The sequence below is a fragment of the Exiguobacterium sp. s5 genome (assembly GCF_018618075.1).
Classification (GTDB): Bacteria; Bacillota; Bacilli; order Exiguobacteriales; family Exiguobacteriaceae; genus Exiguobacterium; species Exiguobacterium mexicanum_A.
Genome location: NZ_JACSLK010000005.1, coordinates 94,033 through 106,379 on the forward strand (window position 1 = coordinate 94,033; position 12,347 = coordinate 106,379).

10 protein-coding genes are annotated in these 12,347 nt (G+C 56.0%); 4 read left to right on the top strand and 6 right to left on the bottom strand.

Annotated elements, in window-relative coordinates:
* Positions 1-7 precede the first annotated feature (7 nt).
* Positions 8-514, top strand: a complete 507-nt coding sequence (locus KNP60_RS11370) for a DinB family protein (RefSeq protein ID WP_214797503.1) — start codon at positions 8-10, stop codon at positions 512-514.
* A gap of 64 nt (positions 515-578) precedes the next feature.
* On the opposite strand, the gene parC is transcribed toward KNP60_RS11370, so the two are convergent.
* From parC to KNP60_RS11385, 3 genes are all read right to left on the bottom strand, one after another.
* Complete coding sequence (gene parC / locus KNP60_RS11375) at positions 579-2,984, bottom strand: DNA topoisomerase IV subunit A (protein WP_214797504.1); 2,406 nt, start codon at positions 2,982-2,984, stop codon at positions 579-581.
* A gap of 2 nt (positions 2,985-2,986) precedes the next feature.
* A complete protein-coding gene (gene parE, locus KNP60_RS11380) occupies positions 2,987-4,954 on the bottom strand; it encodes a DNA topoisomerase IV subunit B (protein ID WP_214753285.1) in 1,968 nt (655 codons plus the stop codon).
* A gap of 127 nt (positions 4,955-5,081) precedes the next feature.
* Positions 5,082-5,486, bottom strand: a complete 405-nt coding sequence (locus KNP60_RS11385) for a CoA-binding protein (protein ID WP_138859418.1) — start codon at positions 5,484-5,486, stop codon at positions 5,082-5,084.
* Positions 5,487-5,838: 352 nt separating this feature from the next.
* On the opposite strand from KNP60_RS11385, the gene KNP60_RS15645 reads away from it, so the two are divergent.
* Both KNP60_RS15645 and KNP60_RS11395 read left to right on the top strand, forming a co-directional pair.
* Positions 5,839-6,894, top strand: coding sequence for a GGDEF domain-containing protein (locus KNP60_RS15645; RefSeq protein WP_214797505.1), 1,056 nt, complete (start codon positions 5,839-5,841; stop codon positions 6,892-6,894).
* A 15-nt stretch (positions 6,895-6,909) separates the two neighbouring features.
* Entirely contained in the window at positions 6,910-7,920 is a 1,011-nt protein-coding gene (locus KNP60_RS11395) for a tyrosine-type recombinase/integrase (protein WP_214797506.1), read from the top strand.
* A gap of 63 nt (positions 7,921-7,983) precedes the next feature.
* On the opposite strand, the gene KNP60_RS11400 is transcribed toward KNP60_RS11395, so the two are convergent.
* The 3 genes from KNP60_RS11400 to KNP60_RS11410 form a co-directional block, all read right to left on the bottom strand.
* A complete protein-coding gene (locus tag KNP60_RS11400; RefSeq protein WP_214797507.1) occupies positions 7,984-9,120 on the bottom strand; it encodes a hypothetical protein in 1,137 nt (378 codons plus the stop codon).
* A complete protein-coding gene (locus KNP60_RS11405) occupies positions 9,117-10,328 on the bottom strand; it encodes a hypothetical protein (protein ID WP_214797508.1) in 1,212 nt (403 codons plus the stop codon). Before KNP60_RS11405 ends, KNP60_RS11400 begins: the two co-directional genes overlap by 4 nt.
* A 69-nt stretch (positions 10,329-10,397) precedes the next feature.
* Positions 10,398-11,570 carry a MalY/PatB family protein gene (locus tag KNP60_RS11410; RefSeq protein WP_214797509.1) on the bottom strand — a complete coding sequence of 391 codons (1,173 nt, stop codon included), beginning with the start codon at positions 11,568-11,570 and terminating at the stop codon, positions 10,398-10,400.
* Between the two features lie 116 nt (positions 11,571-11,686).
* On the opposite strand from KNP60_RS11410, the gene KNP60_RS11415 reads away from it, so the two are divergent.
* Positions 11,687-12,343: a M48 family metallopeptidase gene (locus KNP60_RS11415; RefSeq protein WP_214753283.1), complete on the top strand. Its 657-nt coding sequence runs from the start codon at positions 11,687-11,689 to the stop codon at positions 12,341-12,343.
* The last annotated feature ends 4 nt before the right edge of the window (positions 12,344-12,347 follow it).

The window sequence follows — 12,347 nt, forward strand, 5'->3', positions numbered from 1 at the left end:
GTTGGACATGCCGATTTCACTGTTATCCCAGTTCAAAGCAGACTTGGACGGCTATACCGAGCGGCAGCTCCGTTATCAGGCAGCAGCAGACGTTTGGTCAATCGGGCAGATGTACGACCATATCATCGTGGTGGCCGAGGAATATGCGGACGAGATTGAACGGTGTCTCGCTTCCACTGAAGAACAACCGCTCGGGAAGACCGAGTTCGGTGAACGATTGTTCCGGATGGGTGGTTTCCCAACGGTCAAAATCCGCTTACCTGATGAGATGAACCAACCCCCGAACAATACTGACAAGCGCGAGACGCTCGAACGACGAATCGACGAGTTATCTGGACGCTTGAACCGAATTGAACCGCTCGCCCGCGCGGCAAACCCTGACGTCAAAGCCCGGCATGGCGGTTTCGGTTGGCTGAACGCCCAGGAATGGTACGACCTTATCGAGATGCATAGCCGTCATCATTTGCGCCAACAGGCCGATTTGGAGCGCTATCTGATAAAGGCGGAGCTTTGAATTCATAAGAAAACCCTGTATCAAAGACAATCGTCTCTGGTACAGGGTTTTCTTTAGTTCGATCTCAATCGAGGTACACATCCTCAATCTCTCCGAACGTCTCTTCATCAAACACGAACGAGCCGTTGGCGTAGCGGTCCAAGAGCGTCAATTGCTTCGTCTTGACCGTCTTCGCTTTCTCTTTCCCGATGATGTGGAGCGTTTCATCGTCATGCACCGGGAGCACACGACGAATCTGGTGCGGTTTCGATTTGACTTCGCGGATGAGCATCGTCCCGCGCAAGTTGCGGTTCGTGCAGTCGAACTGATCCTCGAGCTTCATCTTCTTGACCGCTCCACGTTGCGTCACGAGGACGAACAGTGGCGGTGTGAAGAAGGCGAAGGCATCGGCGACCACATCGCCATCTTTCAAGTTCATCGCTTTGACGCCGGCGGCACGTTGGCCGACGACTGGAACATCGTCTTCTTTGAACCAGAGGCCATAGCCGCGCTCAGAGACGAGGAACAGTTGTCCTGGTCCGTCACTGATGCCCGCGAAGACGACCTCGTCGTCACCTTTTAACTTGAGCGCCATGAGCGCTTTCGACTTGCGTTGGGCGTCATAGTCACGGAGCGGCGTCCGTTTGACCATGCCTTCACGCGTGACGAACAGGCAGTGCGCGTCGGTGTCGAACGTCGAGACGACATCGGCCGAGACGACTTGTTCGCCTTCGATCGGCACGAGGTTGGCCACATGCTGACCGGCGTCTTTCCATTTCGACTCTGGAATCTGATGGACCGGGATGAGCAAGTAACTGCCTTTGTTCGTCCAGACGAGCAAGTGGTCCGTCGTCATCGCCTGGGTGACGAGGACGGGACGGTCTTTCTGCTTCATCTCCGGCATCTCGTCGCTCGAGGCGCCATATGAGCGCATCGATGAACGTTTGACGTACCCGTCGCGGCTGACGAACACCATCGTCTCTTCGACGGCGATCATGACCTCTGTCTTCAGTTTCAACTCTTCGACTTCCGATTCGATGACCGAGCGCCGTGCGTCGCCGAACTCGTGACGGAGCGCGGTCAACTCTTTCGAGATGAGCTTCCGTTTCGTCGCGTCGACGTTCAAGATGTTGGCGAGGCGAGCAATCTCTTTTTGGAGCGCCTTCGCCTCTTTTTGGAGCTCGACGATATCCGTGTTCGTCAACCGATAAAGTTGGAGCATGACGACCGCTTCGGCTTGACGGTCCGTGAACGAGAACCGCTCCATGAGCTTCTGTTTCGCCTCGGACTTGTCTTTGGCCGAACGGATGAGTTCGAGCGTCTCGTCTAGGACCGAGATGGCCTGTTCGAGCGCGTCGACGATCTCGGCGCGTTTCTTCGCCTGATCGAGTTCGAACGTCGTGCGACGGGTGACGACTTCTTCGACGTGCTTCAAGTACGCGTCGATGATCGACAAGAGACCCATCTGTTTCGGTGTCCGGTTGACGATGGAGACCATGTTGTAGTTGTAGGCGAGTTGCAAATCGGTATGCTTCAAGAAGAAATGGAGCACACCTTCCGCATCGGCTTCCTTCTTCAATTCGATGACGACGCGGACGCCGGTCCGGTCGGTCTCGTCACGGACTTCGGCGACACCTTCGACTTTGCGGTCGAGACGGAGCTCTTCCATCTTCTTGACGAGGTTCGCCTTGTTCACCTCATACGGGAGTTCGGTGATGGTGATCTGTTCACGGCCGCCCTTAAGTGGCTCGATGACCGATTTGGCACGGATGATGACCTTGCCTTTTCCGGTCTCGAACGCCTTCAAGATGCCGTCTTTGCCCATGACGATCCCGCCAGACGGGAAGTCAGGTCCTTGCATATAACGGAATGCGTCATTCGTCGTCTCGACCTCACCTTTCAAGCGGGCGATGGCGAGATTGAGCACCTCGGTCAAGTTGTGCGGCGGAATCTCGGTCGCATAACCGGCAGAGATCCCCGTCGTCCCGTTCATGAGCAGGTTCGGGAGGAGTGACGGCAAGACGAGCGGCTCTTCGGTCGAATCGTCGAAGTTCGGCGTATAGTCGACCGTATTCTTCGAGATCGATGTCAGCATGACGCCGGCAATCTTCGACAGACGGGCCTCGGTATACCGCATCGCGGCGGCCGAGTCGCCGTCCATCGAGCCGTTGTTCCCGTGCATGTCGATGAGCGGGTAACGCAACTTCCAGTCCTGCGATAGGCGTACCATCGCCTCATAGACGGAACTGTCACCGTGCGGGTGATAGTTACCGATGACGTTACCGACCGTCTTGGCCGATTTGCGGTACGGTTTCTCGTTCGTGTTGCCTTCATGGTGCATCGCATACAGGATGCGGCGTTGAACGGGTTTGAGCCCGTCGCGCGCGTCCGGGAGGGCCCGGTCCTGGATGATATATTTCGAGTAACGCCCGAAGCGGTCACCGACGACCTGTTCGAGCGACAAGTTTAAAATATGTTGAATCGTCGACATCGTTACATCACTTCCTCAATCGCTTTAGTCACGTGTTCATTGGCGATGATTGAATCATCTTCCTGGAGGCCGAAGGCGACGTTCTCCTCGATCCATTCACGGCGATGGGCGACATTGTCTCCCATGAGCACCGAGACACGCTTGTCGGCGACGGCAGCGTCGTCGACCGTGACGCGGATGAGCGTCCGTGTGTCGGGGTTCATCGTCGTCTCCCATAGCTGGTCGGCGTTCATCTCCCCGAGACCTTTGTAGCGCTGGAGGATATAACCCTTCTTATACACTTTGACGAGCTTCTCGAGCGCCTCTTCGTCCCAGGCGTACTCGAACTGTTCCGACTTGCCTTTCCCTTTCGAAATCCGATAGAGCGGCGGCAAGGCGACGAACACTTTGCCGGCCTCGACGAGCGGACGCATATAGCGGAAGAAGAACGTCAACAGGAGCACTTGGATGTGGGCCCCGTCTGTATCGGCATCGGTCATGATGATGATCTTGTCGAAATTGCAGTCTTCAAGGTCGAAGTCGTGGCCGACCCCAGCCCCGATCGCGTGGATGATCGTGTTGATCTCCTCATTTTTCATGATGTCCTGGAGTTTCGACTTCTCCGAGTTGATGACCTTCCCGCGCAGCGGCAGGATGGCCTGGAACGTCCGGTCGCGGCCCTGTTTGGCCGAACCGCCGGCCGAGTCACCCTCGACGAGGAACAGTTCGTTCTTGGCGGCGTTCTTCGACGTCGCCGGCGTCAGTTTCCCGTTCAAGATGCTCGAACGTTTCTTCTTCTTGCCGTTGCGCGCCTCTTCCCGGGCTTTCCGGGCGGCTTCGCGGGCCTGGGCGGCGCGGATCGCCTTCTTGATGAGCATCGTCGCCATCTGCGGGTTCTCCTCGAGGAAGATCGTCAGTTGTTTGGCCATGACACCATCAGCGCTCGTACGGGCCTCGGGCGAACCGAGTTTCGATTTCGTCTGCCCCTCGAACTGGAGGAACTCTTCCGGGATCCGTACCGAGACGATGAGTGTCAAGCCTTCGCGGACGTCACCGCCGTCAAGGTTCTTATCTTTTTCTTTCAACAATCCGTTCTTACGGGCATACTCGTTCACGATGCGGGTCATCGCCGTCTTGGCGCCGACCTCGTGCGTGCCGCCGTCACGAGTCCGGACGTTGTTGACGAACGAGAGGACGTTCTCAGAATAGGCGTCCGTGAACTGGAAGGCGAGCTCTAGCTCGATATCGTTCTCTGTCCCTTCGAAATAGACGATCGGATGAAGCGTCGCCTTATCGTCGTTCAAATATTGGACGAATTCGGCGATCCCTTCCTCGTAATGGAACGTCTCTTCTTTGGCAGAGCGCTCGTCCGTCAGCGTGATCGTCAATCCTTTTAATAGGAAGGCTGATTCACGGAGACGTTCGGCGAGCGTGTCGTAGTTGTATGTCGTCGTCGAGAAGATCGAGGCATCCGGTTTGAAGTAGACGCTCGTCCCCGTCTGGCGCGTCTTGCCAGTCTCGAGGAGTGTCGTCTGCGGAATCCCGCCATCGGCAAACGTCTGCTCGAACACCTTGCCGTCGCGATAAATCGTGACGAGCACCTTGCTCGATAGTGCGTTCACGACCGAGGCACCGACCCCGTGGAGTCCACCCGACGTCTTATAGCCGCCTTGGCCGAACTTCCCGCCGGCGTGGAGGACGGTGAAAATGACCTCCGGCGTCGGTTTGCCAGAAGCGTGCATCCCCGTCGGCATGCCGCGCCCGTGGTCACGTACCGTGATGGCATCATCTTTATGGATGGTCACATCGATTTGGCCACCGAATCCGGCGAGCGCCTCATCGATCGCGTTATCGACGATCTCATAGACGAGATGGTGCAACCCGCGATGGTCGGTCGAACCGATATACATCCCCGGACGTTTCCGGACAGCAGTCAGTCCTTCGAGCACCTGAATGGCGTCTTCATTGTAATTAAATAGATCTGTTGACATCTTCGTCACCTCAATTTCGAACACACGTTCGTTTTTCTATCCTATTGTATAGCTGTTTTTGGATTCTGGCAAGCCTCCCCGCGAGCAAGGCTCGTGAAAAAAAGGAGACCTACCAAGGAGGTAGGTCTTAACCGAGAAGGCGGGCGTGCTCGACATAGATGCATCGATTTTCGATGTAGTCGAGTCCGGCATCGCGAGCGATTCGCTCGGCGTCCGGGCTGGTGAGCCCGAGCTGGTTGAAGACGAGACCGACATCCCCATGTCGGACCGCATCTTCGGCCACGCCGGCCAAATACTCATTGCGTCGGAAGACGTCGACGATATCGACGCGTCCCGGGATGCTCTCGACCGTCGGATAGACTTTACGTCCGTTCCACGTCTCGAGCGTCGGATTGACAGGGATGACCGTGTAACCTTGTAACAGCAGATAGTCTGCGATTTGGTTTGCGGTCTTGTTCGGGTTGGCTGACACGCCGACGACAGCAATCGTCTTCGCCTCGGTGAGCCATTGTTTCAAACGTTGATCGTCCATCCTGAAATCCCCCTTTTGTTTACGTACTCAGTGTACCTTTACCTGAATCACCGTTTCAAGCTTTATTTTCTTTTATCATACAACTGTAACTCTTTCAAATTTTTAAAACAAATCAATTGGTTCACCATAACTTATTATGTAAACCATATTATAAGGCGTATTTTTATGGTTTCCCGGGTCGATGTGTGACTCACTTGGAAATGACGCTTGAACGAACATTGCGTGAAATATCTATTTCACGCAATTATATGCACGATTTAAAGGCGTTTGTGCGTGTCGGTTTTAATCGATTGTTGGATAGGCATGGGCAAATGAGGATGGGTTCGGTATACTGAAAAAAGGAGGTGTTCGCGTGGGAACAGCCTATGAGGAACGTCGCGGTACACTATATAATTACCGCATCACTTTTTATGGGAACGTGTTCGCTTGGCTCATCCATGTCGTGTTCTTAATCACGTTTTGGCGACTTGACGTAACCGTCCTTGCCTGGTCGAACGTACTCAGCGTTCTTTATTACACATTGTCTTTTTATTTTGTACATAAACGATATTATCGGACGTTCTTCATTGGTCTCTTCGTCGAGGTCGTCTATAACGCCATCATCTCGACAATCGTCCTCGGCTGGGGCGCGAACGTCCACTACTTCATCCTCACGGTCGCCTATGGCGTGTTCTTCATGCCGAACGTGAGCCGGGCCATCCGAATCGCCTCGACGATGCTCGCCATGGGCATCTATGGCTATTTATATGTGAACGTGACGGACGGGACATCGCCGCTCGGCCCGACCCTCGAGCAAGTCATCGGGGTGACGTGTTTACTCGCGACCATCGCCTTGATCGCCGGGCTGTCATTCATCTTCGAAGGGGCGGTCGTCGAGGTGACGTCCGAACTCGAACAGACGAACGAACGGCTACATACCCTCGCCTCGCGGGACGGTCTGACCGGTCTCTATAATCGCACGACCGGATACCGTTTAATCGAAGAGGCGATCCGTGAAGCGGTCTTGTCGGGACGCCCGTATGCGGTCGTCTTGGCCGACATCGACCATTTCAAGTCGTTCAATGAACGGCATGGCCACGACTGCGGCGACCTTGTGCTCAAACAAGTCGCCTCTGCACTCACGCGGACCGACGGCGTTGCCGTCCGTTGGGGCGGCGAGGAATTTCTTTTGTTCTTGACGGACCAGTCAGAGGACGAGGCGGCGCAAGCAATCGACCACCTGAGACAGCAAATCAAATCTCTCGAGACGATTTATGAGGGACGACGGCTCAGCGTGACAATGACATTCGGTGTCACGACACACCGTGGGTTCAAGCCTGTCGACACGCTCGTCAAAGAGGCGGACGACCGGCTCCGGGCCGGGAAACAGGCCGGGAAAGACCGCATCGTCACGTCAATCCATCATTAAGCGAGGAGCGATTTTTTGAGTATATTCCGCCAGCTCGGCCAATCACCGACGAAAGTCGACACGAGACGTTTCAACTTGAGCGGCTATGAACGCATGCCGGGCTTCATCCAACGGTTCTTGAACCACTTGGCCGCCAAACACTACTCAGAGCAGACCGCGCAGCGCTATCTGTATGATTTTTTGGATTTCTTCCGCTGGGTCGAGACCGCGAGTGCATCCGAGGTCGACCCGTCATCGGTCGAAATCGAATCGTTCGTCGAGTTCGACCATGCCGGGGCCGAGGCGTACGCGACGTACCTCGCCCTCGAGCTCGACAACGCACCGAGCGTGATCAATCGCAAACTGTCGTCGATGCAGTCGCTGTTCAATCATCTGATCGAGAGGGGCATCACGGCGCACAACCCGTTCCAGGCCGTCGAGCGACCGAAGCGCGCCAAGCGCAACCCGGTCTATTTGACCGAACAGGAATGGCTCGACTTCTCGACGCTCGTCCGCAGCAACGTCGGCATGTCCGACCGCGAAGCGAGCTGGTACGAACGCAATCGGGACCGGGACTTCCTGATGATCCAACTGCTCGGGTTGACCGGGATGCGTGTCTCCGAACTTGTCGGCCTTGATTGGAACGACATCGACCGAGAGAACGGGACGATCCGTGTCATCGGGAAAGGGAACAAGGAACGCGTCATCCCGATCGCCTCCCCGCTCGAGCCGCTCCTCGACGGATATCGTGGTCAAGGCGCAGGTCCCTTGTTCTGCTCCGAGAAAGGCAAACGGATCTCGGTCCGCACGGTGCAGCACGCGTTGAAAGGGCACATCGACCGTCTGAAGCCATATCTGCCATTTTTGACGCACAAGCAGGTCACGCCGCATAAATTGCGACACACGTTCGCCTCTCGTCTCGCCATGAGCGGGGTCGACGTCTTGACGATCCAACAACTGCTCGGACACGAGTCGGTGGCGACGACGCAAGTATATGCCCATATCGGTGACGAGAAGAAAAAACAAGCGTTAACCTGTTTACGATAACTTATTATGTAAACCAAAATAAAACACCCGAATCTATCAACAGGATAGGTTCGGGTGTTTTTGTCATAACTGTTTTGTCGAGAGGATGACAATCGTCTCATCGAGCACTGTATAGTAGGCGTCCTCGAACGTTTGACGTTCGTTCGTCTCGAGGTTGAAGATGCTCACGCCGCCCCCTCCTTCAGCCGATTCATGGATGAAATAGGACGAAGCGAGTACGCGCTCGAACGGAGCCGTATCGAGGAAGCGGGCACCGGTCGTCGCGTCAATCAGTTCGGTGTGATCTTCCGATTCCTCGACTTTGATAAAGACCGTCGAACTGACATCATCATACGTAAAGTCGATCGGTTCATAGGCCCCCCAGTCGACGACCGTGACCTCCCGGAGCACGTCCGGTGCCGCCAACTCATAAATCGTCTCCTCATTCGCTGCATCGACGAACGCAGAGAACCGCAGTTTCGCGTCCCGTTCCCCGAGATATTGGACCGTGTCCCCTTCCCCATGGAGCCGAATCAAGTCCTCGAATGGGATCTCCCCTTGTCGGTCCCGGATAGCCTCGACCGCCTCGTCGAGCGAACAGATGAGGATCGCTTCGGAGTGGTCGATCGCATCGTCTGGCGAGACCCGTCCGTCCTCGAGCGCCTCGTAATAGGCGAACTCGTCCAATCGGGCGTTACAGACGATATAAGGGACCCCGTCCAGCTCGGTCGTGAACAGATACAGCTCGCGGAACTTACCGGCATGGCCGACGAGCCGTTCATCACGGATCCGTTCTTGGAACGACGTCTCGGCATCATACAACCATGCCTCGTCCGCATCCCCGAAACTCGTCAAGAACAGGAAGTAACGATCGGCAAGTACCCAATAGAGCGTACTGTTGCCTCGCTTCTCGAATGTCGCGAGCACAACCTCCTGTCCAGAGCGGTAATCGAAGGCGATCAGTTCCGTTCGGACGACCCCGGTCCGGTCCGGTGTCTCGTTCAAGAAATAGACGCGGTCCTTACTGACGAACAGCTTCGAGATCCCGTAGTCTTCATACACACGACGGCCGACCGGAGTGACGGAACCGTCTTCTTCGTCATAGCGGAAGATCGAGAAACTTGTCTCACCCGACTTTTCGCGGTAATAGACGGACGTCTCGGTGACCGCGATCAAGTCCTCATGGCTGATTGACATGGCACGTGCATCAACGATTCTCATAGCGCACCTCTCTCATAAGAAGATTCGACCGGTTCGACGGTGACGATACCGGGTGGTCGTTTCGGGAATGAAATCCGCAGATGGGCGAATTCGATGACAGACTGGCGAGGGTCGGCCTTCTCGATCCAGCGAATTCGTTGCCGGTTCGCCAAGGCATGACCAATTTTTTCTTCGATTTGGAACTGCGAGATGCCGCGATAGGCGACTTCTTGGATATACGTCGTCTCGTCGGCTTCGAACTGTTGCCAAATGCCCATGACGAGCTGCCCGAGTGCCGAGACGCGTTGTTCCGGTAATCGGACCGTCCGTAACGTCTGTTCGACTTCTTTCAAACATTCGAGCGGATCGTCAGCCATCGCGAACAATCGCTTCGCCGAGTTGTTCATGACCCGATAACGTCGTTTCCCGCTCTCCAGCCGGAGTACTTGCGCGTATGGCTCGACCGGTACCCCGTGAAAGAACGTGTCCACCCCACCCCAAGAAAATCCGAAGGCTGGATCGAACTTTTGGATCGTCTTCATGAAGGCGAGCATGAAATCCTCGACCTCCCGACGCTCGAGCCGTAACCATTCGGCGAGCGCGAGCGTGCCTCGGTCTTTCTGAATCCGGTGCACCGGGAAGAACAAGTCCCCCTCCGCCAGGCGATGTGGTTTGAGTTCGGTCCCGTCGGCGCGATAGTCCGTCGCCGGACGGCCGCTCCGGCCCGCATAGACAATCCATTCGTCTTCGGTGCTCTCAAACGCGTAGGCTTGATGCGCCCATGGCGGCGTCACGTATAATGCCGGATACTCTTCATACGTCTCCAGGTGAAGGTAGGAGCGGTCGGTCCACAGTTGTGCGAGCAAACGGACGATTTCCCCGGTCTCCGAGTCCTTCGGTGCGATATAGTTGCCCGTGTTACCGATGTACGTCAAAACATGGAAGTCATAGGCGTGATACAGATGGCGGACGATGCGCTCGAACACGGCGGCGATCATGCGCTCGAACAGCGGATGGTCCTCGTTCCGGTCGACCGAGGTCGCATCGACGGTGCACATGAGCCATCCCATACGCACATAAAGCCGAATCCGGAGCGGATACGAGATCAACGGGGACGAAGATGCATGAATCTCCGTCAGACCAAGGTTGGCCATGTTCTCGACCTGTAACGTGAATCCGCTACGCCTCAGTTGTTCTTCCATCTTCTTTTTCCAATTGATCGTCTCCATCGCATTCACTCGCTTTCCGTTGCCATGTCAGCTTTGTGGCTCATTGTGAAATTTTTCCCGTTTCTTGATTCATACAAACGCCTTTCCACCGGCGTGTTCTGTCAGGCGCTTGAGTGCCTCGTCAAGCACCGGTCGTGCCGTCCCGAAATTGAGCCGTTCGAACGTCGTCCCTGACGCACCGAACGGGAGGCCTGGTGACAAGAACAGACGGACCTGCTCGTGCAGCCACTTCTTCCGCGCTTCCGGTTCAAGACCGAGCCCCGCGAAGTCGATCCAGAGGAGATAACTCGCCTCGGGCATGAACGTCTTCAATTGTGGTAGTTCTTCCTGGAGCCGCTCGACGAGGTACGTCGCCTGCTCTTCGAGTTCGGCCGTCAACTGGTCAAGCCAACGCTCGGCGCGCGAATCCGTGTAGGCGGCAATGATGGCCGTGTTCGCGAACGGTGTCGGCAGGACGTGATGTTTGTTCTGGACTTGGATGATTCGTTTACGCATCGCATCATCCGGACAGATGATGTAAGAAGCGAACAGTCCAGCGATATTAAACGCCTTCGACGGCGCACTCACCGTGATGACCGAGTCATCGAGTCGATGGAGGGCAGTGTGCCGTTGTGACGGGTACGTCAAATCAGCATGGATCTCATCAGTGACGAGGATGACGTCATGGCGACGTGCCAGCTCGACGACTTGCTTCAGCTCGGACTCGGTCCATACCCGTCCGACCGGGTTGTGCGGCGAGCAGAGCAAGAACAGCTTCGCCTTGCGCATCTGTGTCTCGAGCGCATCGAAGTCCATCTCGTAGCGACCATCGACTTGACGAAGCGGGGCGTCGAGCAACTCCCGTTTCAACCCGGTGACCAGTTCATGAAATGGCGGATAGACGGGCGACTGGATGACGACCCCATCCCCTTCCTCCGTCAACGCCTCGACGATATGCGTCAATCCCGGTACGACTCCACTCGAGAACAAGACGTGATTGGCATCGACGTTGAGCCCGTGACGGCGGTCGTACCATGAACTCACGGCCGCTTGCGCCTCTCTAGAGAATAATGTGTATCCGAACTCGCCTGTCGCGGCCCGCGCCGTGAGCGCCTCTGAGATGGACGGGGCCGTGCGGATATCGATGTCCGCCACCCAAAGCGGCAAGACGTCATCTTTCAAATGGAACCAGCGGTCGAGCCCGTCCCATTTCACCGAATCCGTTCCGGTCCGGTCAAGCGATTGATGTAAGATTGATTTCATGTTCATCCCTCCTACTCCTACTGTAACAAAAAACGGACGTCCGAGTCCGCAAAACGATGGCGGATTCGGGGCACGTCGGCTATAATCGACCGAGATACTACAAGGAGGTGAACCTGATGGACGTGACCGTCATCCGCCATAAACGCCGGAAACGGGCGGCTTTCTTCGTGACGCCGGACGGAATCGAGCTGCGGATTCCAGCTAGGCTCCCGGACCGGGTCGTCGAGACGATTTTAACGGAGCATGCCGGCTGGATCGAAGATCGCCTCGCCGCATTGCCGAAGCGTGACATCTTACCAGCCGACAGACTGCTTTTGCACGGAGAGACGTTCCCGCTCGTCAAACGTGATACCGAGACAAGGTTCCGTTTCGACGGCGAAAACTTTCACTGTCCCGCTGCATGGGACGAGTCATCGCTTCGGAAAGCGCACGAAGCTTGGCTCCGCGAGCGGGCTCTCGCCTACGTCACGAATCGGGCGCCCCACTATGAACGTCAGCTCGGTGTGAAGGCGAGCCGAATCCGCATCGGCCACCAAAAGACGCGCTGGGGGTCATGCAGTTCGACCGGGACGATCTCGATCAACGTCCGGCTCATGCTCGCCCCGCGGGACGTCATGGACTATGTCATCGCCCACGAATGGACCCATCTCGTTCATTTCGACCACTCGAAAGCGTTCTGGTCGAAGCTAGCGTCAGTGTATCCAGACGTCGCCGGCGCGATGGCCTGGTTGAAACAGCATGGCCATACGCTGCAAATCAAAAAAACCAATTGAACGT

Bases quoted from the DNA above. Each gene is read 5' to 3' on its own strand.
- KNP60_RS11385 (WP_138859418.1), bottom strand. From the start codon at position 5,486: ATGGACGATCAACGTTTGAAACAATGGCTCACCGAGGCGAAGACGATT.
- KNP60_RS11415 (WP_214753283.1), top strand. From the start codon at position 11,687: ATGGACGTGACCGTCATCCGCCATAAACGCCGGAAACGGGCGGCTTTC.
- KNP60_RS11370 (WP_214797503.1), top strand. From the start codon at position 8: ATGCCGATTTCACTGTTATCCCAGTTCAAAGCAGACTTGGACGGCTAT.
- parC (WP_214797504.1), bottom strand. From the start codon at position 2,984: ATGTCGACGATTCAACATATTTTAAACTTGTCGCTCGAACAGGTCGTC.
- parE (WP_214753285.1), bottom strand. From the start codon at position 4,954: ATGTCAACAGATCTATTTAATTACAATGAAGACGCCATTCAGGTGCTC.
- KNP60_RS11410 (WP_214797509.1), bottom strand. From the start codon at position 11,570: ATGAAATCAATCTTACATCAATCGCTTGACCGGACCGGAACGGATTCG.
- KNP60_RS11400 (WP_214797507.1), bottom strand. From the start codon at position 9,120: ATGAGAATCGTTGATGCACGTGCCATGTCAATCAGCCATGAGGACTTG.
- KNP60_RS11405 (WP_214797508.1), bottom strand. From the start codon at position 10,328: ATGGAGACGATCAATTGGAAAAAGAAGATGGAAGAACAACTGAGGCGT.